Annotated in this window: 13 protein-coding genes; 9 read left to right on the forward strand and 4 right to left on the reverse strand. The window is 68.4% G+C overall.

Annotation, left to right across the window (positions count from 1 at the left end; genetic code table 11):
* Window positions 1–33 precede the first annotated feature (33 nt).
* From N788_RS09300 to N788_RS09315, 4 genes are all read left to right on the forward strand, one after another.
* A complete protein-coding gene (locus N788_RS09300) occupies window positions 34–597 on the forward strand; it encodes a hypothetical protein (RefSeq protein ID WP_034224137.1) in 564 nt (187 codons plus the stop codon).
* 95 nt (window positions 598–692) lie between these two features.
* Window positions 693–1,115 carry a BlaI/MecI/CopY family transcriptional regulator gene (locus N788_RS09305; RefSeq protein ID WP_244444116.1) on the forward strand — a complete coding sequence of 141 codons (423 nt, stop codon included), beginning with the start codon at window positions 693–695 and terminating at the stop codon, window positions 1,113–1,115.
* On the forward strand, window positions 1,112–3,466 hold the full coding sequence (locus N788_RS14970) for a M56 family metallopeptidase (RefSeq protein WP_034224139.1): 2,355 nt from the start codon (window positions 1,112–1,114) through the stop codon (window positions 3,464–3,466). Before N788_RS09305 ends, N788_RS14970 begins: the two co-directional genes overlap by 4 nt.
* 97 nt (window positions 3,467–3,563) lie before the next feature.
* Window positions 3,564–4,280, forward strand: a complete 717-nt coding sequence (locus N788_RS09315) for a YiaD family glycine zipper/OmpA-like lipoprotein (protein ID WP_051924530.1) — start codon at window positions 3,564–3,566, stop codon at window positions 4,278–4,280.
* A gap of 77 nt (window positions 4,281–4,357) precedes the next feature.
* Here the strand turns inward: N788_RS09315 and N788_RS09320 are convergent, their stop codons facing one another.
* From N788_RS09320 to N788_RS09330, 3 genes are all read right to left on the reverse strand, one after another.
* Window positions 4,358–9,934, reverse strand: coding sequence for an alpha-2-macroglobulin family protein (locus tag N788_RS09320; RefSeq protein WP_034224142.1), 5,577 nt, complete (start codon window positions 9,932–9,934; stop codon window positions 4,358–4,360).
* A 129-nt stretch (window positions 9,935–10,063) separates the two neighbouring features.
* Window positions 10,064–13,588: an indolepyruvate ferredoxin oxidoreductase family protein gene (locus tag N788_RS09325; RefSeq protein WP_034224497.1), complete on the reverse strand. Its 3,525-nt coding sequence runs from the start codon at window positions 13,586–13,588 to the stop codon at window positions 10,064–10,066.
* A gap of 83 nt (window positions 13,589–13,671) precedes the next feature.
* Window positions 13,672–14,793, reverse strand: a complete 1,122-nt coding sequence (locus N788_RS09330) for a GGDEF domain-containing protein (RefSeq protein WP_051924531.1) — start codon at window positions 14,791–14,793, stop codon at window positions 13,672–13,674.
* 95 nt (window positions 14,794–14,888) lie between these two features.
* Here N788_RS09330 and N788_RS09335 point away from each other — a divergent pair, with 95 nt between their 5' ends.
* From N788_RS09335 to N788_RS09350, 4 genes are all read left to right on the forward strand, one after another.
* Window positions 14,889–16,085, forward strand: coding sequence for an EAL domain-containing response regulator (locus N788_RS09335; RefSeq protein WP_034224144.1), 1,197 nt, complete (start codon window positions 14,889–14,891; stop codon window positions 16,083–16,085).
* A 7-nt stretch (window positions 16,086–16,092) separates the two neighbouring features.
* Window positions 16,093–18,942 carry an ATP-binding protein gene (locus tag N788_RS13985; RefSeq protein ID WP_051924532.1) on the forward strand — a complete coding sequence of 950 codons (2,850 nt, stop codon included), beginning with the start codon at window positions 16,093–16,095 and terminating at the stop codon, window positions 18,940–18,942.
* A gap of 142 nt (window positions 18,943–19,084) precedes the next feature.
* Window positions 19,085–20,938 carry a hypothetical protein gene (locus N788_RS09345; protein ID WP_034224147.1) on the forward strand — a complete coding sequence of 618 codons (1,854 nt, stop codon included), beginning with the start codon at window positions 19,085–19,087 and terminating at the stop codon, window positions 20,936–20,938.
* Window positions 20,939–21,177: 239 nt separating this feature from the next.
* A complete protein-coding gene (locus N788_RS09350) occupies window positions 21,178–23,151 on the forward strand; it encodes a hypothetical protein (RefSeq protein ID WP_034224149.1) in 1,974 nt (657 codons plus the stop codon).
* A 162-nt stretch (window positions 23,152–23,313) separates the two neighbouring features.
* Here N788_RS09350 and ggt read toward each other — a convergent pair whose 3' ends face one another.
* Entirely contained in the window at window positions 23,314–25,044 is a 1,731-nt protein-coding gene (gene ggt, locus N788_RS09355) for a gamma-glutamyltransferase (protein ID WP_051924533.1), read from the reverse strand.
* Window positions 25,045–25,164: 120 nt separating this feature from the next.
* On the opposite strand from ggt, the gene N788_RS09360 reads away from it, so the two are divergent.
* Window positions 25,165–26,079 (forward strand): AEC family transporter, encoded by a 915-nt coding sequence (locus N788_RS09360; protein ID WP_034224152.1) that lies wholly within the window; start codon window positions 25,165–25,167, stop codon window positions 26,077–26,079.
* The last annotated feature ends 36 nt before the right edge of the window (window positions 26,080–26,115 follow it).

Consider the following 26,115-nt stretch of genomic DNA (forward strand, 5'->3'; position numbering starts at 1 on the left):
GCCGCGCAACGCCATCAGCCTATAATCGACGCGATGAGCGACCCCCGCGCCCACCTTGAATCCCTTCGCGAAGCCATCGTCGCCGCGTCGCCGGCGCAAGCCGCGCAGTGGCTGCTGCTGCTCGACAAGCTCGAGAAGGACCTGGGCACGCTGTCGGCCCAGCGCGACCGGCTGCGCCAGGACGTCGAAGACGCCGAACACGCCCGCGATGCCGCCAACCTGGCGCGCATGAAGGTGATGGGCCAGCTCAACACCCTGCAAAAAACCCTGGCCGCCGCCGTGCCCGAAGTGGCCTCGAGCAAGGACGCCCAGAGCGACGCCCAGCGTCGCGTCGAATGGCTGCTCAAGAGCGACGGCACCGACCCGGCCGCGGCCGAAGCCGCCAAGACCGCCGAGATGGAAGCCCCCATGCCCGGCCGTGCCGTGCTGGAAGCGGTGATCGCCGGCGACCGCAAGTTCACCAAGGCCCAGCTCGAGTTCACCATCGCCGAAGCCATGGTGCTCACCGGCTGGCAGATGACCCCGCTCGAGCTCACCCAGAAGGGCGAGCCCTGGCTGGCCGACCTGATCCTGCAGAACCAGTCCGCCGCCGTCTGATCCCCCCGCGTACCCCGCCGGCCATGACTTCCGGCCCGTAGACACGGCCCGCGGCACTACTACACTAGTAGAACGACAGGTGTAGAGGACAAGCCGTGGCCCGGACCTCCAAGGACAGCCCCGAAGACGCTGGCGACGATGTCGCGCTGAGCGAACTGCAGCTCGACGTCATGCGCGTGCTCTGGCGCGGCGAGGCCAGCGTCGCCGAAGTCGCCTCGGCCCTGGCCGACAGCCGCGGCCTGGCCCACACCACCGTCGCGACCGTCCTGACCCGCCTGGGTCGTCGCGGCGTCGTCGCGGCGCGCCGCGAGGCCCGCCAATTGATCTACCGGGCCACGGTCAGCGAATCCCAGGTCCGCCGCAGCATGGTCGGCGACCTGGTCCAGACCCTGTTCAAGGGCGACCCCCGGGCCCTGCTCGCCCACCTCGTTCGCGAAAGCGACGTCGCCTCCGACGACCTCGCCCGGGTGCGGGCGCTGCTGGCCGAAGACCCCGACAAGGGAGGCACCCAGGCATGAGCGCGCCGGACCTGCTGCTTTCCTGGCTGCTGACCCTGGCCCTGCACGCGACGGGGCTGCTGGCCCTGGCCTGGCTGCTTGAACGCCTCGGGGCCCTGCGCCATCCCGGTTGGCGCGAACTGGCCTGGCGCGGCGCGCTGTTCGGCGCCCTGCTGTCTTCGCTGGGAGCGACGGCCAACCAGCGCATGGCGGTCACCGCGACACCGGAGCCGTCGGTGCCAGCCGCCACCGAGGTCGCACCGCGCGACGAGGGCGGGCAACCGGTGCCCGCCAACCCGGCGCGGGCGCTACGCGCCACCCTCCCCGGCGAGTCCGGACTGCCCCAGGCGCTGGCGCGCAGGCAATCGGATACGCAGCGAAACCTCGCGAGCGCAGGAGAACGCGATGCCCTCCCCGCCGACGCCGCGCCGGTGACCTTGTCATTGCCCCTGGCCCTTGCTTCCGCCCTGCTGCTGGCCTGGGCCCTGGGCGGGCTGCCGGTAGCGCTGCGCCTGGCCGGCCAGGCCCGGGCGCTTGTGCGTTGGACCCGGAGCCCTCCGGGTCGGCCCGCCAGCGCTGCGACGGGTCTTGCGCAGATCGTCGAAGGCCTCGGTCGCGCCATGGGCCTGGACCACCTGCCGGGCCTGCGGCTTGTCGACGGGCTTTCGAGCCCGATGTTGCTGCCGGGGCGACGCTTGCTGCTTCCTTCCTGGGTTTGCGACCTCGACCCGGTGCAGCAGCGCGCCCTGCTGGCCCACGAACTGACCCACCTGCAGCGGCACGACCCGGCCTGGCGCCTGGCCCAGCGCCTGGCGGTGCTGCCGCTGTATTTCCACCCGCTGGCCTGGCTGGCGCTGCGCCGGCTCGAAGCCCTGTCCGAGGACGCCTGCGACGAGCGGGCCGCCACCCTGTGCGGTAGCGGCCGCCCCCTGGCCGAATGCCTGGCCGCCTGCCTGGCCCACGGCACCCGACCCACCACCGTCACGCCCACCCTTGCGGTCGCCATGGCCGCCGAACCCGGCCCCGTGGTCCGCCGGGTCCGCAACCTGCTGGAGCCAACGCCCATGAACCGTCCGATACCTCGCACCCTGCGCCGCACCGCCCTGGTGGTCGGCCTCGCCGCCGCCCTGGCCCTGCCCGGCCTGGCCATCACCAGCGTCGCCAACCCGGCCTACGCGGAAGGCTTCCTCAGCGGTCTCTTCCAGGGCACCTCGGTCACCGAAACGGACACGAAGTCCCACTATGTGCACCGCAACGGCAGGACCGGCGAACGCATCGAGATGACCCTGCGCGGTGACGTCGTGTTCACCGAAGCCGAGGATGACATCGCTGCCATATCAGGGCCTGGCGAGTTCGAACTCTCGATCAAGCGCGGCGGCGTCGAACGCAGTCTCCAGGTCTTGCCCGGCAAGGACGGGCTGGAGCGCGAGTACCGCGTGGACGGCAAGAAGCAGGCCTTCGATGCCGATGCCCGCGCCTGGCTGGCGAAGTCGTTGCCCCACCTGCTGCGCGAGACCGCGTTCCAGGCCGAAACGCGCGGCAAACGTTTCCTCGCACGCGGCGGCGCCGGCGCGCTGATGGATGAAATCGACAAGATCCAGGGCGACCACGCCCGCGGCAAATACCTGGCCGTGCTGTTCGGCAACGCCCGCCTGGACGACAGCCAGCTGCAGCGCGCCATGGCCCTGGCGGCCGGCATCGGCTCGGACTACGAACTGCGCCAGGCGCTGTCGGCGGGCCTGGACAACCAGGCGATGACGCCCTCGGGCCAGGTGCGACTGCTGGAGACGGCCACGAAGATCGGCTCCGACTACGAACTCGCGCAACTGCTGGTGCAGCTGGCGAAGGCGCAGCCGCTGCAGGGTCCGGCGCTGCAGGCGTGGCGCACGGCACTGGCCAGCATCGGCAGCGATTACGAACAGCGTCGCGTGCTTTCCGTCCTGCTCGACAAGCAAGACCCCGCGGCCGCCCGGCTTGCCCTGGAAAGCGCCGCGGCTATCGGCAGCGACTACGAGGCGCGCCAGGTGCTGGAAAAATCCGTGGCGATGGCGCGTGCGGACGCCGACGTGCGCGTGGCCTGGTTCCGGATCCTCGATGGCATCGGTTCGGACTACGAACAGCGCCAGGCCTTGCAGGCCCTGATCGACGCGGGTCCGGTGGACGCCGGGCTGGCAGGTGACGTCCTCGACGCGCTTGCAGACATCGGCTCGGGTTACGAGGTATCGCAGGTGCTGCGAGAACTGGCCGCAGTGATGCCGGGCGATGCAGCACTGATCGAACGCTACCGGGCGGTCGCGCGCCGTCTTTCGGACCACGAACGCGGCCAGGCTGAACGCGCGCTGGATCGTTTCAGCATGGCGTTGGTGGACTAGTCACCTTCCTGAACGTTCCCATCGGGGTTTCACCCATTCGCGTCCGGAGGAGCGCATGCTGGCGGAGCATCTCCACAACAAGAACAGGAGTTCTGCCATGAAAACAAGAAACCACGTGCTCATCGCCACCGCCGTTTCCGCTGCGCTGCTTGCCGGCTGCGCGACGACGGGAGGCGGCTACTACGGTTCCAACCCGCCGCCGCAGCAGCAGACCGACCCCAATGACCGGGAAGGCATGAACCGCACCCAGCGCGGCGCCCTGATCGGCGCGGCCATCGGTGCCGTCGCCGGCCTCGTGAGTGGCGACGATGCGACTGAACGTCGCCAGCATGCGCTGATCGGCGCCGGCGTCGGCGGCCTGGCCGGTGGCGCCATCGGCCGCTACCAGGACAACCAGGAGCGAGCACTTCGCGAACGCATGCAGGGCACCGGCGTGGACGTGGTCCGCGACGGCGACCACATCACCCTGGACATGCCCGAGGCGATCACCTTCGCCTTCAACTCGAGCACGCTCAACCAGCGCGCCTACGGCGTGCTCGACCGCGTCGCCGACACGCTGCGCGAATACGACCAGACCATGATCGAGATCGCCGGCCACACCGACAGCATCGGCAGCGATGCCTACAACGACAAGCTGTCCAGGGAGCGCGCCCAGGCCGTGGCGAACTACCTGGTCAGCCGCGGCATCAGCGGCCAGCGCCTGATCATCACCGGCGCCGGCGAACGTTATCCGATCGCCAGCAACGACACCGAAGCCGGCCGCGCCGAGAACCGTCGCGTCGAGATGACCATCGTGCCGATCCGCAACGACTGACGCGTATCGCCCGCACAAAAAAGAAGCCCCGGCAATGCCGGGGCTTTTTTTTGTGGGAAGACTTCAGCCGCCAAGGCTCAAGGCTGGATCTCCACCCAGTCGCCCGCCGTGTTGGCGCGACTTGCCCGCCCGTACATCAGCTCCGCCACGGCCGGTGGCGCGAAATAGCGCCCCGGGTGCTGCGCCTGCGCGAAGTAGTGCACTTCGTGGGTGCCGGGCGGCAGGCTTTCGGCGTACAGCCTGACTTCCGTGGCACCGGTCTGCCGGGTATCGAACCACCAGCTGCCTGGGTCGGCGACTTCGCGGACGTTTGCCCCTGCCACACCGGCCAGTCCGACGTCGCGGGTGGCCCAGCCGCCCGGCACGGTGTCGGTGATCGCCACGAAGTGGCGAAGCGCCGGCACCTGTAGCTGCAGGGTGACGCGGATCCACTCGCCGCGGCGTGCGCTGGTGCCGGAGAGCGCCTGCCAGCGGCCGTCGCGCAGCACCGAATAGCGTCGTTCGATGTTCAGTCCGACGCCACGGGCTTCCACCCTGGCCTGGTCCTGCCGGTAGCTCAGCTGCGCGACATAGTTGAGCGTCGCGCTATCGCCGCCAAGGGGCTTGAGCGCCAACTCGCTGGCTTCCGCCACGCCCTGCCAGCCAGCCCCGGCACCTTGTCCGTCCAGCACCAGGGTCGAGGACGTGGGTCCGTGCTCGAGCGCGACCGTGGCGGCCGTGGCCACGGAGCCGCGCGCGGCATCCACTGCACGCAGAGCCAGCAGACAATGCAGGCTGGCCTGCGTGTCGAGGCTGGAGGTGCCGCCGGCGTAAAGGTACTGAAGCCCCCGCAGGAAGGCCTGGCGCTCAGGCAGGCGGTCCGCGCTGGCATCGAGTGACCACAGCGCGGCGGTCACCGCGCATTGGTCGCGCAGGTCCGAGCCCATGGCCCAGCCAAAGCTCCGTGGGTCGCGGATGGTCCGACGCAGGCCACGCGACTCGCCGGCGGCGTACAGCCGTTGCAGTCCGGCGCGGAAGGATTCGGCGAAGTCCGGTGCGACCGACATGGCCTGGACCAGTTCGCTGCGTGCATGCCAGCTGAGGTGGTTCCAGTCCTGCCAGAGCCGCTGCAACGCCGCTGCCGGCGGATCGCCGTCTTCCGCGGCGAGCGCCGCCACACCTACGGCCAGGGCCTCAAGGCCGGTTCGGTCTTTTGCCTCGGCGACCCTGGTCGCCTGCGCGGCGACGTCGTCGCGCAAGTCGTCGTGGAGCCCGTCCGGCACGGCCTGGCCGAGGCGGCGCAGCCAGCCGAACTGGCGCAGGGTGTGCGCGTCGAGCAGCAGGTCGCCGGTCACGTCCCAGGGCCTGGCGGGCGGGAAGAAATGGAAGTGACCCTGCTCGTCCATGAAACCCGGCGCAGCGCCGAGTGCTTCGTCGATCACCGCCTGCGCATCCGGCCAGTCTGCGCGGTCGGCGGCGTCCTGGAGGGCAAGCGCGGCCCCCAGGGCGCGGCTGAGCGTCTGTTCCCAGCAACGATGCGGATAGTCGCGCAGCTCCCGCAGCCAGCCGGCGCGCCAGGCAGCCGTGCCAGCCGAGACCCGCACCTGCAGATGCGGCGTATGGGCGTCGTCGGGCAGCGCCGGCAAGGGCAGCGATACCGGTGAAACCAACCAGCCCACCTGCGGCACCATGACCTCGGACCAGCGCGATTGCACCGGCACGCGTGAAGACAGCGCATCGTTGCCGCGCTCGGTTTCAGCGCGGGCCAACACGTCGAGCGAGTCGGGCTCGGTGGGCGCCAGGGGAACGGGCCGGCTCAGCGCGGCGAACGGCGACAGCATCGCCGACGCCTCGTCAATTCGGGCAATGCCGGCGCCGTCGACAGCCACCTGCAGCGCCACGCGCTGCGGCGTGTCGCTGGCATTGCGTGCCGATACGCTGGCCTCTGCGCGGTCGCCGTCGAACAAGCGTGCCGGCAGGCCAAAGCGCAGCTCCACCGGCAGCGTGGTCGTGGCCGTCGCCTGCGACAGGTCGAAGCCGTCCGCCTGATCACCACTCCAGGCCAGCACGCGCCAGCGCGTCAGGTTGTCCGGCAGGCTGATCGACAGCTCGCGGCGTTCGCCCGGGGCCAGTTCGATGCCGGGGCTCCAGTACGCCGCGTCCGGGAACTGGCTGCGCACGCGGGGCCCATCGCGACCGGGTGCGGTGGCCGGTGCGCGTTCGAGCACTTCGTAGGCAGGCTCTTCGTTGAAGATGTCGGACCGCTTGAGCCGGCTACCCGTGACTTCGATCGTGTCCAGGCTATCGCTGGCGGCGTCGGCCGGTGCCGGACGAGCAAAAGCGACCGGCTCCTGCCGGAGACTCGACCGGCTGCGGAACGGATTGGCAATGCGCTGCCAAGCCTCCAGGCCGTGCCAGCCGCCTTCGCCCCAGGTCGACAGGCTTCCCAGGAAATCCGGACCACCAGGGTCCAGGGAAGGATGCAGTGCCGCCATCTGCTGGTGCACGGCGTCGTCGACGACCGACAGCACGACCAGGCGGGCCTGGTCCGAACGGTTGTGCAGGGCCAGCCTGAGCGAATCGCTTGGCGCCAGCGAGTCATCGGCGACGGAAAGTGCAAGTCCGTCGGACCCGGCGCGCGGGATGGCGAGGCGCATCGCGGCATCGATCGTTTTCGCGTCCAGGCCCTGCCCGGCAGACGCCAGGGCGGGGCGCAGCATGACGCGCAGGGTGACGCCGGGGGCCAGTTCGGACGAAACCGGCACGTCGATCTCCGTCTCCGTGCCGACCGACTGCGTCCAGTGGCGAATGACGCGGTCGTACTCAAGCACGAACAGGGCGCTCGCCCTGGCGTGCGGCTGGCGCAGTCGGACGCGTGCCGGCGAGTGGCCGTCGCTGGCCTGCACCAGGGAAAGCTCCGCCAGCGCTTCGTCTTCGTCGTCAGGTGCGTACCGGCCGAACCAGCGGCCCAGTCGCGTCGGCGCGGCGCCTTCGGACTCCGCCACGAAAACGTAGTAACCCGGCCTGGGCACGGCGATGTCGCAGGGCGAGGCCGTGCCCGCCACCAGCGTGCAGCGACCGAGCAACTCTGCGTCTTGTTCGTCCCCGTCCTCGAGCCTGACCTCCACCCGGCGACCAGGCTGCGACTTGCCATCGAAACCGACGACGACGGCCTCCAGCACCGGCGTTTCACCCAGGGCGTGCCAGTCACCTTCGCTGCGCAGGCCAACATAGCGATCGAAGGCTGCGATGCGCAGGTTGGCCGTGGGGCTGAAGGCGCCCGACTCACCGCCGACCATCAGGGCCGCGTTCACCCTGATCTGCGCGAAGGCCAGCGGGGTGAGGCTGTCGTCTTCGCCGCCATCGTCGTGTTCCAGGCGCGTGGGCAGCGTCAGTTCCACTTCGGCACGGCCTTTTCCGTCCACGGTGCGCGGGACTTCCAGGTCCTTGAACGGGTCGGCTTCGGACGCTTCGTGCGCCGCGGGCTCGATGAAGGTGAACCCCGCGAAGTCCGGGTAGGCCTCCTCGAACGCCATGGGCACCAGCAGCCCGGACACATGCAGCGGGGCATCCGCCGCGGGGCCGCCGGAGTAGTAGCCACCTTCGATCGCCATCGACACCTGCTCGCCTGGCCGGTGCACGCGCGTCGGCAGCGCCAGTGTTGCCCACATCGCCTGGGTTTCGAACCGGCGGACTTCGAAGCAGGCACCGGTGGGGGACCAGGCGTGGGCGAGCGAGTCCGCTTCGCCGATGCAGTAGCCTCCGTCGCGCAGGTTGGCCGGTAGCGCGACCTCGCCCGCGATGCTGCCCCAGGCGTCCGTCACCGCGGTCCAAGTGCGGACCGGCCTGTCCGAGGGAACCGACAGCGCCAGCTCCGTCTCGGTGCCGGGCGCGATCCTGCGCAAGGTGTTGAGCTGCCGTTCGCGCTGCCACAGCCTGAAATTCACGGTGTCGCCAGGCCGGTAAAGCAAGCGATCGGTCACACCAAACGCAGGCGAGGTGTCTGGCCGCGGCGGTCGGTACCAGTCCGGTGCATCCTCCCCGTCCGAGCGTCGCAGCTTCATTCCCGTCGTGGCGTGCAGCGGCAACACCGTGACCCGACGGCCCTGGGTGGCGCGCAGCAAGTGGAGGACGTCCTGTTGAAGGACATCCTGTCCGGCCACGGGCTCGGGAAGCGAAAGCAGGGCGACGCCGTCGGCATCCGTTTGCGCTGATGCCACGACCTTGAGCTTGCCCTGCGGGCTCAGCGCCAGCACGTCCAGGCGTGCGCCGGGCACGGGCCCGGCATCCGCCCACTCCGTTGCCCACGCGAGCAGGTCCGGGCCGTGGCGGTTCACCAGCAGCTGGAACGCCGGCAGTGCCGTGGCGCGCGCTTCGGCGCCATCGACGACACCGCCCAGCGAGAGCCCGCCGTGGCGCAACACGCCCCATGCGGGATCGGGTGACCGGGCATCGCCGTAGGTCTCCCGCGCCGCGGGAACCACCAGGCGGTCCAGGACGAGGCGGGTCCGGCGGCCGATGGACAGTTCCTTCCAGTGGTCGCGTCCTTCTGGATTCCGGGATTCGACCCGGGTGGCCTCGTTTGAACCGGGCAAGGCAAGGTGGACTGAAGGCTCGATGCGATAGCCCGGTGGATGCGACGCCACGTCGAGCCGCACTTCGGTTTTACCGGTCAGCCGCGAACCATCGTTGGCGTCGAGGCCGGCGGGGAGCTCGAAGGCAAGGGTCGTGCCGGCGAGCGTGCTGGCCAGTCGGATGGCGTGTGCGGGGGCGTCGTTGCGCGAGCGCTGGCCGTAGCAGCGGTAGTCGCAGTCACGTGGTTCCTCGGCCAGGACCAAACCCTTCGGCAGGGCGGCGGCGACCCGTTCTAGGCTGGCGTCCGACGGCGCCCGCGAGAACAGCAGCAACACATCGCTTTGCGCGCTGCATAGCGCACCGTCCGTGGAGTCGGCATGCGGCCCATGGCTGGCGCAGGACGTCGCCAGCAGCCGGAACGGCATGTTGATGGCGACGTCCAGCAGGCTTTCGTCGGCGTCGCCGAGGGCCGGACCCAGCGGTGAGCGCAGGCCCTGGCGCAGGGAAAGGCGCAGGCGACCCGGGCGGGCGGGCCAGGCCGTCGGCATCCAGCGGTAGGTGACACTGTCGGGTGGATCGTACTGGCCCGGCTCAACGCGCTCGAGGGAATAGTCGATCGTTTCGTTTTCGAAGCGGGCGTCCACTACGGCACGGATGTCGGCGGCCGCCAATGGCTGCGAAGAACGAAGCAGGACCGCGGGCAATCCAGCGCGCCAGTCGGTCGTGGTGGCGTCAAGGGACGGTGGCGAAGAAACCAGCGTGACCGTCGTGGGCTCGAACGCCTGGCCCGCTTGTGACCAAAGCCGTTCGCCGATCTGAACCTGGTAGGGCGTGGCCTTGCGCAGCGGCTCGGTGCCCATGCCACCGGTGTCGCAGGCCAGCGTGGTGTCGTCCACCCAATACCAGCCGCATGCGGCTTCGGGTGTGGTCCTGAGTGCATCGCCGTGATTGGGCGTTGCCCAGGTCAGCATCGGCTGGTCGAAGACCAGTTCGAAGTTGCCGCCCACGATCCCGGCGGACGTGAGTTCGGGCGGGGTCTCGGCGACCGCCAGCATCGGCCAGGCCAGGAGCAGGGTGGCAAGACAGGATCGCAACTGCATCGGGGCAGAGTCCGCGTTCAGGGAGGCAAACCGAGCAGAGCACTGCCTCCTTGTTTCGTCAATCCACGGGCGAAAAAACCCCGGCCGGAGCCGGGGTTTCGTCGTGGTCGTCCCTGCCTGCGGTCGGACTCAGGCGGCGTCGCGGGCCTCGGCCTTCGGTGCGCGCCAGGCTGCCAGCAGTTCCTTCTCCATGCCCCGGGCCTTGGCCAGGTGCGCTTCCTTGACGTGGCCGTAGCCGCGGATCTGTTCGGGCACCGAGGCGATCTTCGTGGCCAGTTCGACGTTGTCGTCGTCCAGGCCAGTCAGCAGCTCGTCGATCTGCTTGGCGTAGTCGACGATCAGCTGGCGCTCCATGCGGCGTTCCTCGGTCTTGCCGAAGATGTCGAACGCCGTGCCGCGCAGGCCCTTGAACTTCGCCAGCAGCTTGAAGGCCGTGAACATCCACGGGCCGAATTCCTGCTTCACAAGGTGGCCGTCGGCGTCGCGCTTGGCCAGCAGCGGCGGGGCCAGGTTGAAGTGGATCTTGTAGTCCCCCTCGAACTGCTGCTCGATGCGCTTGCGGAAGTCGCTGGCGGTGTAAAGGCGCGCCACTTCGTACTCGTCCTTGTAGGCCATGAGCTTGAAGTAATAGCGGGCCACGGCCTCGGTGAGCGCCGTGGAACCGGGCGCCTTGCGGGCCTCGGCCTGGCGCACCTTGTCGACCAGGGCGACGTAGCGGCCGGCGTAGGCCTTGTTCTGGTAGTTGGTGAGGAAGCTGACGCGGCGGTCGATGATTTCGTCCAGCGACTGGCTGAGGGTTTCGTCGTCGAGGGCATTCGCGCCTGAAGGCGCTCCTACAGGGGCGGACTCCAGCAGGCCGGCCGCTTCGAGTACGGCTTCGGGGTTGATCGCGGCCAGGCGACCCCAGGCGAAGGCGGTCTTGTTCATTTCGATGGCGGCGCCGTTGAGCTCGACCGCGCGCATGATCGCCTCGAAGCCGACCGGGACCAGGCCACGCTGCCAGGCCACGCCCAGCATGAACAGGTTGCTGCCGATGGCATCACCCAGCAGCGAGGTGGCGATTTCCGTCGCTGGCACCTGCAGCGGCTCGCGGCCGCCCAGGGCGGTGCGGATCGCTTCCACGATGCCCGCGGCCGGGAACTGCATGTCCGGGTTGCGGGTGAACGGGCCGGGCATCGCCTGGTAGTCGTTGATGACGACCTCGGTGCGGTCGGCGCGGATCTTCGACAGCGCCCAGTAGTCGTTGACCACCACCATGTCGCAGCCCAGCACCAGGTCGGCTTCGCCGGCGGCGATGCGCACGGCGTGGATGTCGGCCGGGGCGCGCGCAACGCGCACGTGCGTGGTGACGGCACCGCCCTTCTGGGCCAGGCCGGTCTGGTCGAGCACGCTGGCGCCCTTGTGTTCCAGGTGCGCGGCCATGCCCAGCAGGGCACCGATGGTCACCACGCCGGTGCCGCCGACGCCGGTGATCAGGATGTTCCAGGGCTGGTCCAGGTTGCTGCGGAACTGCGGCTCGGGCAGGTTCGCCAGCAGGTCCTTGTTGCCGGTGCCCTTGCGCTTGCGCAGGCCGCCACCCTTGATGGTGACGAAGCTCGGGCAGAAGCCCTTCACGCAGCTGAAGTCCTTGTTGCAGTTGGACTGGTCGATCTCGCGCTTGCGGCCGTACTCGGTTTCCTTGGGCAGCACCGACACGCAGTTCGACTTCACGCCGCAGTCGCCGCAGCCTTCGCAGACCAGCGAGTTGATGGCGGTGCGCTTGGCCGGGTCGACGATCTTGCCGCGCTTGCGGCGGCGGCGCTTTTCAGCGGCGCAGGTCTGGTCGAAGATCAGCACGGTGGTGCCGGGCACGTCGCGCAGGCGCTTTTGCTGGGCGTCGAGTTCACTGCGGTCGTAGAACTCCACGTCCGCGGGGAAGATCGACTTGTCGCTCCACTTCTCGATGTCGTCCGACAGCACCACGATGGTCTTGACGCCTTCGCTGCGCACCTGGTGCGCGATGTCGGGCACGGTGAGCGTGCCGTCCACCGGCTGGCCGCCGGTCATGGCGACGGCGTCGTTGTAGAGGATCTTGTAGGTGATGTTCACCTTGGCGGCGATCGACTGGCGGATGGCCAGCGAACCGGAATGGAAGTAGGTGCCGTCGCCCAGGTTCTGGAAGACGTGCTTTTCATCGGTGAACGGCGCCTGGCCGCTCCAGGTGACGCCTTCGCCGCCCATGTGGGTGAAGGTGTCGGTCTTGCGGTCCATCCAGGTGACCATGTAATGGCAGCCGATGCCGCCCAGTGCGCGCGAGCCTTCCGGCACCACGGTCGAGCTGTTGTGCGGGCAGCCCGAGCAGTAGTGCGGCACGCGTGGGAAGTTGGCGCGCGGCGCGGCCAGCTCCTTTTCCTTGGCGGCGATCCACTTGAGGCGGTTGTCCATCGCCTCGGACTGGAAGAAGCGCTGCACGCGGCCGGCGATGACCCGGGCGATGCGGGCCGGCGTGAGTTCGTTGGTGCTCGGCAGCACCCAGTCGCCGGCTTCGTCGTACTTGCCGACGATGCTGGGGCGGTGTTCCCAGTTGTACATGTATTCCTTCATCTGCCGCTCGACGAAGCTGCGCTTCTCCTCGACGACGATGATGTCCTCCAGGCCGCGGGCGAACTCGCGGATGCCCTGCGGTTCCAGCGGCCAGGTCATGCCGACCTTGTAGACGCGGATGCCGATGTCCTCGGCCACCTTGCGGTCGATGCCCAGGTATTCGAGCGCCTGCAGCACGTCCAGGTAGCTCTTGCCGGTGGTGACGATGCCCAGGCGCGCCTTGGGCGAATCGATGACCACCTTGTCGATGTGGTTGACCCGGGCGAAGGCCTGCGCGGCGTTCACGGCGTACTGGTGCAGGCGCATTTCCTGGTCCAGCGGCGGATCCGGCCAGCGGATGTTGAGCCCGCCCGGCGGCAGTTCGAAATCACCCGGCAGCAGGATGTCGAGCTGGTGCGGATTGACGTTGACCGAGGCCGAGGACTCCACCGTTTCCGCGATCGTCTTGAAGCCGATCCAGCGGCCGGTGTAGCGGCTCATCGCCCAGCCCAGCAGGCCCATGTCCAGGATGTCCTGTACGCCGGCCGGGTTGAGCACCGGCATCATGGCGCTCTCGAATTCGCCTTCCGAGCCGTGCGGCAGCGTCGACGAGCGGCAGGCATGGTCGTCGGCCGCCAGCGCCAGCACGCCGCCCAGCTTCGAGGTGCCGGCGGCGTTGCCGTGCTTGAACACGTCGCCGCAGCGGTCCACGCCCGGGCCCTTGCCGTACCACATGGAAAACACGCCGTCGTACTTCGCGCCCTGGAACAGGTTGGTCTGCTGGCTGCCCCAGACCATGGTCGCGCCCAGGTCCTCGTTCAGGCCCGGGGTGAACTCGATGCCGCTGGCCTGCAGGTGCTTGCGGGCCCGCCACAGCTCCAGGTCGAAGCCGCCCAGGGGCGAGCCGCGGTAGCCGGAAATGAAGCCGGCGGTGTTGACGCCGGCGGCGCGGTCGCGCATCTGCTGCATCAGCGGCAGGCGCACCAGCGCCTGCACGCCGGACAGGTAGATCCGGCCCTCCTCGCGGGTGTACTTGGACTCGAGGTCGTACTCGCGGTCGAGCGGGATCAGGGTGTGGGGGATGGCGGACATGGCGGCGGCTTTCCGGGGCTGGAGCAAAGACTCGGAATTATAGCAGCCGGACCCCCTGAGGCCGCTTCGGACGGTGCCCGGGCCTAGCTTTCCAGCCGGTCCCGCCCGGCTTGCTTGGCCCGGTACAGGGCTTCGTCGGCCCGCTGCAACAGCGCCTGGGAGGGCTCGTCTTCACGCTGCTCGGCCAGTCCCGCCGAAAAGGTGGCCACCAGCGGTCCGGCGCTGGTTTCAAACGGTGTCCGTGCCACCGCCGCGCGCATGCGCTCGAGGCACACCCGGGCGCCGGCCAGCGGCGTGCCCGGCAGGATGATCATGAACTCCTCGCCGCCGAACCGCCCCAGCGTGCGTTCCGGGGCCTGGCCGACGTGGTCGACGAAGCGGGCCTGCAGTCGCAGGATGGCGGCGAACTGCACCAGCACCTCGTCCCCGACCGCGTGGCCGTGGGTGTCGTTGATCGCCTTGAAATGATCGATGTCGATCAGCGCGACGCTGAAACCCTGGCCGTAACGGCGGCTGCGTTCGCTTTCCTGTTCCAGCCGCTCGGTCAGGTGGCGGCGGTTGTACAGGCCGGTCAGTTCGTCCCGGATGGAGAGCTCGCGCAGCCTGGCGTTCGCCGCTTCCAGTTCCTTGCGTTGGGTCGCGACGCGGCGCCGGATGGAGGCGAAGTAGCCGCCGATGAAGCTCATCCAGATCGTGACGACCACCAGCGCCGAGAAGCGCAGCGCCTCCATCAGCCAGGCGTCCTGCGAGGCCCCGGCGCTGGCCAGTTCCCAGGTGCTGAGCCCGGCGTAGCCGACGGCGGTGCCGATGGTGAGCAGGAGGTAACGCCGGGTGTCGAGCCCGAACAGGCCGAAGAAGAACACCGCCACGAACAGCAGCAACAGGACGCTGCGCGCTTCGCCTTCGAAAAAGTGGATCATGCCCAGCGCCAGCAGCATTGCCGCCACCAGCTGCGGCACCAGCAGGCTGGGGTCGGCGAAACGTTTGCTCCAGCCGCTCGCGATCGCCGCCAGCGCCACCCCGTTGATCGACACCGCCAGGCCGGTGAATACCGCGACCCCGGACCAGCCCATGGTCGAGCTGCCCGCGTGCACCGCGATGCTCATCGGCACCAGAAACATCAGGTAGGACAACAGGCCCAGGCAAACACGGCGCAGGCGCAGGCGGGTTTCCCGATCGAACTGGCGGGCGGGCCGTCCGGACATGCCGCCAGCTTACGTCAGCCTTTAGGCCAGACACCTACTTCCTTCCTGAACAGGCGGCGGGTAGAGTCGAAAAACCCACGGGGGCGGGACCAGCAATGAGTCTGTCGGAATTACGCGTACTGCTGGTCGAGGACCACGGGTTCCAGCGCCGGCTCGGCCTGCGCCTGCTGGGTGACCTGGGCCTGGAGCACCTGCACGAGGCGGCCGACGGTTTCCAGGCCCTGGACCTGCTGCGCGGCTTGCCCGACAGCCCCGACGTGGTGCTGGTGGACCTGGACATGCCCGGCATGGACGGCGTCGAGTTCATCGGCATCGTCGCCCAGGAACGACTGGCCCAATCCATCGCCGTGGTCAGCGCCATGGAGCCGGCCCTGCTGCATACCGTGCAGGTGATGGCCAAGGCGTCCGGCCTGCGTGTGCTGGGCTGCATTGAAAAGCCGCTAACACCGGGCAAACTTACTACCGTCCTGTCGCTTTATGAAAAGTCACCGGGGCCCTCGGCGGCAGTCAACGACATCGAGGTGTCGCTCGACCAGGCCCGCGAAGCGCTCTCGCGCGGCGAGATCACCGCCCACTTCCAGCCCCAGGTCGAGTTCGGCAACGGCAAGGTCTTCGGCGTCGAGGCCCTGGCCCGCTGGCGACTTTCCGATGACGTGCACGTGCCGCCGGCGCTGTTCGTACCGCTCATGGAGGCCGGCGGGCTGATCGATGAACTCACCGGCCTGATGCTGGTGCAGGCCTGCGCCTGGTCCAAGCGCTGGCAGGCGCGTGGCCTCGACCTGAAGGTGTCGGTGAACGTGTCGGCACAAAACCTGACCGGCCCGGAAGTGGCCGATCGCTACGAGGCGGTGCTGCGCGAACACGGCGTCAGCCCGGAGCAGATCGTGCTCGAGATCACCGAAAGTTCGGTCATGTCCGACACCGCGCGCGGCCTGGGCATGCTGGCGCGCTTGCGGCTCAAAGGCTTCGGCCTGAGCGTGGACGACTTCGGCACCGGCTATTCGTCGCTGTCGCAGCTCTCGCAGATCCCCTTCACCGAACTCAAGATCGACCGCGGCTTCGTTTCCGGCGCGCCGACCCAGCCGCGCAAGCGCGCGATGATCGAAACCAGCCTGGACCTGGCACGCAAGCTGGGGCTGTCGGTGGTCGCCGAAGGCGTCGAAACCATCGACGAGTGGCAGCTGCTGGCCGGGCTGGGCTGCGACTTCGCCCAGGGCTACCTGATCTCCGCGCCGGTGCCGGGAGACCAGCTGCCCGACGCCATCCAGCGCTGGCGACAGACCCACCACTAGGCAAGCCATGGCAGCCACCGGACGGCCCCGTTTCGGCATCCGGCTGCAGCTGTTGGGGCTGTTCGGCCTGCTGCTGCTCACCGGCGCCGCGGTCCTGGTCCTGGACGAATACGAGCGGCGGCAGAACCAGCAGGCGCTGCTTGCGCTCAAGGACGAATCCCTGGCCGGCCTGCGCCGCATCAAGGCGGTGTCGGACGCCTACGGCATGGAGTTCGTCGACACGACCTTCCGCGTCCGCAACGGGCTGATCAGCTGGGAAGAAGGCCTGCAGGTGGTGGACCACGCGCGCGCGCGCATCCGCGACCACTGGCAGGCGCTTGAATCGATGCCGCTGACCGGCGAGCAGGCGCAGATATTCGCCCAGGTCCAGCGCTCGAAGCTGCGCGCCGATACCGCCGCCGAAACCCTGCGCCAGACCCTGGCGCAGAAGGACATGGCCGGCCTGGCGCGGTTCGCCGACACCGAGCTCTACCCGGCCATCGACCCCGTGACCACGCGCATGAAGCACCTCAGCGACCTGGAGATGATCCAGGCCGAACAGCTCGTGCGCGCGCAGGACACGCGCTCGCGGCGCACGGCCTGGCTGCGCTTCCTGATGAGCTTCGCGACCCTGCTGGTGGTGGCCGCCGTGGGTCGCAAGCTGCTGCGCAACATCTACAAGGGCGTCGAATCCCTGACCGCGCTGGCCCAGCAGATGCGACGGCACGACTACCAGGGCGTGCCGCGATACACGCCGCAGGGCGAACTCGGCGACGTGATGGACGCTTTCCTGAACATGCGCGACGACGTGCGCAAGTTCGAGGCCGAACTCAACGAACAACTCGCGCGCAATGAACAGGTCCGCACGGCGCTGATCGAACGCGACCTGTTCCAGCGCTCGCTGTTCGCCGCCGCGCGCGTGGGCATCATGTCCATGGACGCGCAGGGCCTGTTCACCAGCTTCAACCCCCAGGCCGAGCGACTGACCGGTCACCGCTCCCAGGACGTGGTCGGCCGCATCGGGCTCGACAGGCTCGTGCATGGCGACGAGCTGCAGAAGCTGGCCTCCGGACTCACCGCCGCGCATGACCACGCCGTGCCAGCGGATGCTCGCCTGTTCCCGCGGCTCATCGACCAGCGCCCCGAACCCCTGGAACTCACCTTCGTCCGCAAGGACGGCGAAACGGTGCCGGTGCTGCTGGCCAGCTCGTCGATCCGCGATGCGACCGGCAAGACGGTGGGTTACCTGGCCGTGGCGACCGACCTCACCCAGATCAAGCAGCTCGAACAGCGCCTGCGCGCCAGCGAGACCCGGGCACTGGAAGCGAGCGAAGCCAAGTCCAACTTCGTCGCCGCGATGAGCCACGAGATACGCACGCCAATGATCGGCGTCACCGGCATGCTCGAAGTGCTTTCCCACAGCAAACTCGACCCGGACCAGCGCCGCACCATCGAAGTCATCCAGCAATCGGCGCGCACGTTGCTGCAGATCATCGGCGACATCCTGGACTTCTCGAAGGTCGAGGCCGGCCGCCTGGAGCTCTCGCCCACCACGCTGTCGCTAACGCGCCTGGTTCAGTCCACCGTCGCCAATTTCAGTGGTTCCGCGTCCAGCAAGGGCCTGGTGCTGCTATGCAGCGTGGATGACCGCATCGGCCCCGCCCACTGCGCCGACGGACTGCGCCTGCGCCAGATACTTTCGAATTTCCTTTCCAATGCCATCAAGTTCACCGACAAGGGCATGGTCGAAACCGCGCTGGAATGGAAAGGCCGCGACGGCGACGGCGACCGCCTGCGTTTCCGGGTCACCGACACCGGCATCGGCGTGACCGAGGAGCAGCAGGCGCGGCTGTTCCAGCCGTTTTCCCAGGCCGAGGGCAGCACCACCCGGCGCTACGGCGGCACCGGTCTGGGTTTGGTGATCGCCCGGCACCTTGCCGCGGCCATGCAAGGTGACATCCACATGGAAAGCACGCCCGGGGCGGGCACCACCCTGTGCCTGGACCTGGTGCTGCCGCGAGGCAACGAGGCCGATATCGAGGCCGAGGCGCCGCCCGACCCCAGCCAGGGTTTCCTGGCCCGGCCCCTGCCGGACGTGGAAACGGCCCGGGCCGAGGGCAGCCTGGTGCTGATCGTGGACGACCACCCGACCAACCGGCTGGTGGTGGCGCGACAGCTGGCCCTGGCCGGTTATGCCAGCGAAAGCGCCGGGGATGGCCGCCAGGGCCTGGACGCCTGGCGCACGGGACGTTACGGCCTGGTGCTGTCGGACGTGCACATGCCGGTGATGGACGGCTACGAATTCGCCCGCGCCCTGCGCGCCGAGGAGGCCGCCAAGGGCCTCAGGCACACGCCGGTGGTCGCCCTGACCGCCGCCGCCCTCAAGGGCGAGGCCGAACGTTGCCTGGCCGCCGGCATGGACGCCTACCTGGCCAAGCCGGTGTCCATTCCCGAACTGGTGGCCACCCTGCAGCGCTGGCTTCCGCATACCCTGCCGCTGGCGGCGGACGTGCACCCCGGGGCGCCGCTGCCGCAGGCGTCCGGGGACCCGCTGCCGCTGGACCCGGCGGTACTGGCGCCGCTGACCGGCGGCGACCCGGAGGAGACCCGGACGATCCTGGAGGACTTCCTGGCCGCCACGGTGCAGGACCTGCAGGGGCTTGATGCCGCCCGGGCGTCCGGCGACCTGGTCGCGCTGGCCCGCCAGGCCCACAAGATCAAGGGTGCCGCCCGCCTGGTCGGCGCCCAGCCCCTGTCCGAGGCTGCCCTGGCCGCAGAGTCGGCCGCCAAGGAGGGCGATTGGGCCCAGGTGCTGCCGGCCTGCGTTGACGTCGCGACGGCGGTGGAACGGCTGCGGCGGCACCTGGGGTCCGGTTGACCCGGGGACGAGGGCCGGGCTCCTTGGCCGGTGAGGTCCCCGCGTTCCGTTACAGGCGCTGTACGGAACGAATTCATGGCTGGGCGAACGGTTCAGACACCTGCCCGGCAAGCCCAGGCTTCAACCCACGGGGACCTCACAAGTGAACAAGATCAAGACCGTTGTCGTCGCAGTCGCGCTTGCGCTGCCGGCGTTCGCCATCGCGCAGTCGCCCAGCAATGATGCCGGCGTCCCGGAACCGGCCGCCAAGCCGGCCAAGCCGGCTTTCTCCGGCATCGAGAAGGCCACTATCTCCGGCAGCTTGAGCTTCGATGGCAGCGAGGCGCTCATGTCGCCGCGCTTCTTCCGACCCGGAACGCCTGGCGATCCCTGTGCCGAGTTCTCGGCCGGCAACTTCCAGTACCGCACCGTGCCGTTCACCACCGACGGCAGCGGCTCGCTGACGGCCAGCCTGGACACCGGCAGCTGCGGCGTCGACGTTTATGTCACCTTCCACGAGGCGAGCTTCAATCCGTCGAGCATCTGCGACAACTTCGTCTGGTCCGAGGGCTCTTCCACGAATATCTGGAGCAATACTTTCCCCGTGCCGGCGAACGCGCCGATGGTGATGGTGCTCAGTGGCGTCCCCGCCGCCCCCGGCGTCAGTTGCGGACCGATCAACTACACGCTCGACGGCACCGCCAGCGTGACGCTGGACAATCCCTTCACCAACGTGCCGGTGTACGTGGCCGAGGAACTGATCATCCCGCCGGCTCGCACGCTGGCCAATGCCTCGGGCAACCTCGATATCGTCACCGACATCGACTACGCGTTCTCCCCAGGTGAAGTCCGCTACGCGCGGTTCCATTGCCCGGGCATCGAGTTCGAGCCGGGAACCACCGTCACCTTCACCGGCGATCCGTCGAACCTGATCGGTGCCGTCAATGGCGTCGGCACCGACGCCCTCTACTTCTCGATAACTGCCGGCGCCACCCCCGTGGTCGCGACCGACCAACTGGTGCTCGATGGCGACCGCACGCTGGCCGACAAGGATCCGGTGGACTGTACCTACGGCCTGTACGACTTCCCGTCCCAGGCCCAGGCCGGAGGTCCGACCGGCCGCGTCGTCGAAACCGGTGGTGCCTACATCCGCTTCGCGCCGAGCTACGGCCTCGTGATCGACACGCAGGGCAATCCGGTGGCCGACGTCGAGTCCAACGACCCGGCCTACAGCGAATTCGAAGTGGCGGCGCCGACTTTCAGCGAATTCCAGGGCAATGTCGGCGGATTCAGCTATGGCACCGTGCAGCAGCTGGGCCTGAGCGCGCAGCCGGTGACGCTGGACGGCGAAGCCATCGAGCTGGTCGACCTGATGGATGCCGACACCGCGCTGGTGTTCACGGGTGACTTCGAGGCCGCTGCGGACGTGTACTTCAGCCCCGGCGTCGATTGCTCGATCAATATCCAGTCTGCCGACAGCTTCGATGACACGGGTGCCGTCTTCACCATCGGCAGCAACCCGGCGATGAACCACTACCTTTGCTACCAGACCGGTGGCGTAGCGATCCGCGCCAGCGAAGTCACGGTCGCCCTGGCCCCGGTTTCGGCCGCGCCGGCCGTCTACGCCGTGGGCTCCCGCGGTCCGCTGGACCTGGGCGAGATCACCCGCAACGGCACCGAGCTGCAGGCCCCGCTGGCCCAGATCCCGGGCGGCTGGCTGAGCCGCCTGGTGCTGACCAACCGCGGCACGCAGGATCGTGAGTACGAGATCACCGTGTTCGGCGAGACCGGCACCACCATCTCGACCAACAACCTGACCGGCACCGTTGACGCCGAGTCGACCCTGGTGATCGACCTGGACACCGTGCTCACCGGCTTCACGGGCGGCCTGCCGCGCGCGACGCTGAACGTGACGGTGGCGGCCCCGAACAACACGATCCAGGGCCTGTACCAGATCGTGAACCCGGATTCGGGCTCGATCTCCAACCACGTGATGGTGCGTCCGGGCAGCAACTAGCCTCCAGCTCCCCTCTCGCTGTTACCGGAAAGGGGCCGGGGGAGTGGTCAAACGGGGCCTTCGGGCCCCGTTTTCTTGACCCCTGGGCAGTGGCGGAAACCGATTCGTGACAGCCATCCCGGGCTGTGACATATTTCACGGGCCGAAATAGCGGGTTCGTGCTAGGTGAGGCCTTTGCGCCGTGCCTCCCAACGATCCCGGGCAGCTGGGGAACCAATCCACTTTGGGGGAATTACGCAATGAAGCTTGAAAAGATAGGACTGTCGGTCCTGATCGCCTTCGCGTTCACCGCGACGGCATCGGCGAACACGGCCAGTGTCGAATCCGAAATGGCTGCCAAGCGCGCCGCGCTGGCGGCGAACGCCGGCGTCCGCACCAAGCAGGCCGAGCGCCCGGGGATTCCCGTGGCCGGCCGCAGCGTCGAGGAGCTCCGCCAGGAAGCCTCCCTGCTCCGGAGCACGCAGAAGGCAGCGCGTGCGCCCGACCGTCTGAAGAACATCGTGCTCTACAGCGGCGACACCACGGGTGCGCCGACCTGGAACCGTCCCAACAGCCTCGTAAGTCTTTCCGGCGTCGGCACCGCGACGCCCTACGTCGTTAACACGGTGACGGTTTCGGCCAACGACAGCTGCGACGTCCTGAGTATCCAGCCCGGCTGGGACGGCTACCTTCATGTCTACGAGAACGGCTTTGATCCCCTGGACCAGCTGACCAACCTCATCGACCTGAACGACGACTTCCCCTTCGTCGGCCAATCGGGTTTCACGGGCCTGGCGCTCAACGCCGGCTCGACCTACTACTTCATCACCAGCGGCTTCAGCAACGGTGACTTCGGCGCCTTCGACACCACCATCGACTGCCCCGTGGCTACGGTCACGGTCACCGGTGGTTCCTTGATCGGTGTCACGCTGGACAATCCGGCCAGCAACGACCCGGTCCTGGTGGCCAACGAGCTGATCATCCCGCCGGGCCGCACCATTCCCAATACCGGTGCGCTCAACATCAACACCCAGATCGACTATTCGTTCTCGCCGGGCGAGGTGCGCTACGCGCGCTTCCACTGCCCGGGCCTGGAATTCGAGCCGGGCGCGACGGTCACCTATTCCGGTGATCCGTCCAATACGATCGGCGCGGTCAACGGCATCGGCACGGACGCGATTTACTTCTCGATCACCGCCGGTGCGACCCCGGTGGTCGCGGACGACTCGCTTACCGTTGATGGCGACCGCACGCTCACCAGCAAGGCCCCGATCGACTGCAGCTACGGCCTGTACGACTTCCCGTCGCAGGCGCAGGCGGGCGGCGCGACCGGCCGCGTGGCCACGACCTCGGGTGCCTACGTGCGCTTCGGGGAAAGCACCGCGCTGCGGGTGGACAACTTCAACGAAGCCATCGCCGACGTGGAATCGCCGGATCCGGCCTACCACTTGTTCGTGACCGCGCCGGGCACGACCGCCTTCGGGGGTGAAACCAGCCAGATCGGCGAGTTCAGCGTCGGCACGGTGAACACCATCAACGGTACGCCGCAGCCGATCACGGTGACCGGCCTGCCGGTGACCACGCCGGAACTGTGGTCCACGGACTCCACGCTGGTCGTCTTCGGTGACTTCGGCACCTCTGGCCTGGCCTACCTGAGCTTCAGTCCGGATTGCTCCACCCTGGCGGCAGCGTTCGACGGCTGGAACGACTCGTTCGCGTCCTTCACCGGCTGGAACTTCGAGATCGAAAACCTGTTCGTGTGCTACTACACGAATTTCGAGCCGATCCGCGCCAGCGTCTTCGACGTCGCGCTGGTCACCGACTCGGCCGATCCGTCGCTCTACGACGTGCCTGCCCTGGGCCCGCTGGCCCTGGGTGAAATCGTCCGCAACGGTACCGAGCTGCAGGCCCCGCTCGCCCAGATCCCGGGCGGCTGGCTGAGCCGTCTGGTGCTGACCAACACCGGCTCGATGGACCGCGTCTACCAGATCGAAGTGTTTGGTGAGACCGGAAACACCATCACCACCGACAACCTCAGCGGCACCGTCGCGGCCAACTCCACCCTGGTGGTGGACCTGGACACGATCCTGACCGGCTTCACCGGCCTGCCGCGCGCCACGCTGAACGTGACGGTGGCGGCCCCGAACAACACGATCCAGGGCCTGTACCAGATCGTGAACCCGGATTCGGGCTCGATCTCCAACCACGTGATGGTGCGCCCGGGCAGCAACTAAGCCCGGCACCACCAGGCAACACGGAAACGGGGCCCTCGCGGGCCCCGTTTTTTTTGCCCCTTTGTAGGAGCGGCTTCAGCCGCGAAGCATTTGACCTTGCCTTGGGCAAGGAAGGACTTCGCGGCTGAAGCCGCTCCTACAGATTTGTTAGTAGCCGTTTCGTCAGTAACCCGCCGCCTGGCCGTCCTTGCGGCTTTCCGAGGCCCCGGCGTACACGCCGGTCCCGGGGTCGCGGGCGATGGCCTGGTAGCCGCCGTAGGGACCATCCGCGAACTCGATAGTGTGACCCTTGCGCATCAGCGCGCGGATGGTTTCGTAGGCGAAGCCGGTCTCGAGATTGAGCACGCCGCCATCGCTCATCTCGACCATCTGGCCGGCCGGGTCGGTGCTGCCGTCGTGCTGGATGCGCGGGGCGTCACCGGCTTCCTGCAGGTTCATGCCGAAGTCGACCAGGTTCATCACGATCTGGGCGTGGCCCTGGGGCTGCATCGCGCCACCCATCAGGCCGAAGCTGACCCAGGGCTTGCCGTCCCGGGTGATGAAAGCCGGAATGATCGTGTGGAAAGGCCGCTTGCCCGGCGCGAACGTGTTCGGGTGGCCGGCCTTGAGCACGAACTGCTCGCCGCGGTCCTGGAAGATGAAGCCCAGGCCGGGCGCCGCCATGCCGCTGCCCATGCCGCGGTAGTTGGACTGGATCAGCGACACCATCATGCCGTCCTGGTCGGCGGTGGTCAGGTAGATCGTATCGCCGTGCTGCAGGATGCCGGCATCGACGGACCGGGCGGCCCGGTCGGGATTGATCAGCTTGCGGCGTTGCGCGGCGTAATCCTCCGAGATCAGCTCGCGCACCAGTTTCGCGGCCTGTTCCCGGTTCCCGTCGCGCGCCGGGAAGAAATCCGGGTCGGCATACCAGCGCGCGCGGTCGGCGAAAGCCAGCTTCTTGGCTTCGACGAACAAGTGCACATGCTCGGCGCTGCCGAATTCGATCTTCGAAAAGTCGTAACCCTCGAGGATTTCGAGGATCTGCAGGGCAGCGATGCCCTGGCCGTTGGGCGGCAGTTCCCAGACGTCGACGCCGCGGTAGTTGGCGCTGGCCGGCTCGACCCACTCGCCCTGGTGGGCGGCGAGGTCTTCGTAGCGAAGGAAGCCGTCGTTCTCCCGGAAGTAGGCGTCGATGGTGCGGGCGATGTCACCCTTGTAAAAGGCATCGCGGCCCTCGCGGCCGATGGTCTCGAGGGTGTTGGCCAGGTTGGGGTTCTTCCACAGCTCGCCGGTGCGTGGCGCCCGGCCGTCGACGGTGAACTGCGCGCTGAAGCCTGGCCATTTCGATAGCACGGGCACGCTGCGGTCCCAGTAGTAGGCGATGGTGTCGTGCACGGGATGGCCTTCGCGGGCGTAGCGTACCGTCGGCGCCAGTACGTCGGCCATCGGCAGCTTGCCGAAGCGGCCGTGCAGCGCAAACCAGCCATCCACCGCGCCCGGCACCGTCACCGGCAGCGGGCCATGCGGCGGGATGTCGGTGTACCCGTTTTCCTGGAACCACTTCAGCGACAGACCCTGCGGCGAACGGCCCGAGCCGTTGTAGCCGTGCAGTTTCTGCGTCCTTGGATCCCAGACCATGGCGAACAGGTCACCGCCGATGCCGTTGCCGGTCGGCTCCATCAGGCCCAGCGCGGCATTGGCCGCAATGGCCGCGTCCACGGCGCTGCCGCCCTGCTTCATGACGTCCAGCGCGACCTGGGTGGCCAGGGGGTGCGAGGTGGCGGCCATCGCATGGGGCGCGTAGACCACCGAGCGGGTGGCGAAGTCGCGGCCGGTGATGCGGTCGGCGGCAGGTGCGCTGCCGGCCGCCGCGGTGGCGGCCAGGGTGAGGGCTATCAACGAAAGTCGCATGGCGCAATTCCCCAGGTTCGGAATGGACAGGGTCGAGATGGGCGAAGATAACGCAGCCCGGCCTTCGCATTCGGTGAATGCCGCGGCAATGCCCCTCCCTCGCAAGGAATCCACCGCCCGATGGCTTTCGACGCCTTCGCCCTGATCCTGACCATGCTGGCCCTGGGCCTGCTGTTCCAGCGCCTGCGCGTGTTTCCCGACAGCGCGCCGGAAGTCCTGAACAAGGTCGTGCTTTACGTCTGCCTGCCCGCGGCGGTGCTGCGTTATGCGCCGCGCCTGGAACTGGGCCCGGAGGTGCTTGCCGTGGCCGCCGTGCCCTGGGCGCTCTTGGCGGCGACCGTGCTGGCGGTCACCGGCATGACCCGCTTGCTGCGCCTGCGCCGCGACCAGCATGCGGTACTGCTGCTGTGCGTGGCACTGGGCAACACCAGTTTCCTGGGCTACCCGCTGGTGCGCGCGCTGCTGGGCGAAGCCGCGCTGCCGTACGCCGTCATCTACGACCAGTTCGGCGCCTTCCTCATCCTGTCCACGTTCGGCCTGTACGTACTGGCGCGCTACGGCGGCGACGCCGAACCGACCGCGCGCGACACCGTGCGACGCGTCGCCACGTTTCCGCCCTTCCTGGCCCTGGTCTTCGGTCTGACGCTGATGCCCGCCGAGCCGCCGGCCTGGATCGCCGGTGCCTTGCAGCGCCTCGCCGACGCACTGCTGCCCCTGGTCGTGCTGGCGATCGGCCTGGGCCTGAAACTGAAGCTGCCGGGTGACGAACTCAAGCCGCTGGCGGCCGGCCTCGCGCTGAAACTGCTGGTGATGCCCGCGCTCGCGCTCGGCCTGGTGGCGTGGTTGCCGATGGATGCCATAGCCGCTGACACCGCGGTGCTCGAATCCGCGATGCCACCGATGATCACCGCCGCGGCGTTAGCGATATCGCACCGATTGGCCCCGTCGCTGGCTTCGGCTTTGGTCGGCTATGGCATCCTGTTCTCACTCGCCACGCTGCCCGCCTGGGCCTGGCTGCTGACGAACTACCTGTAGGAGGGGCTTGAGCCCCGAAGTGCCTCGACTCTCCTG

The organism is Arenimonas donghaensis DSM 18148 = HO3-R19, assembly GCF_000743535.1.
Lineage (GTDB): Bacteria > Pseudomonadota > Gammaproteobacteria > Xanthomonadales > Xanthomonadaceae > Arenimonas > Arenimonas donghaensis.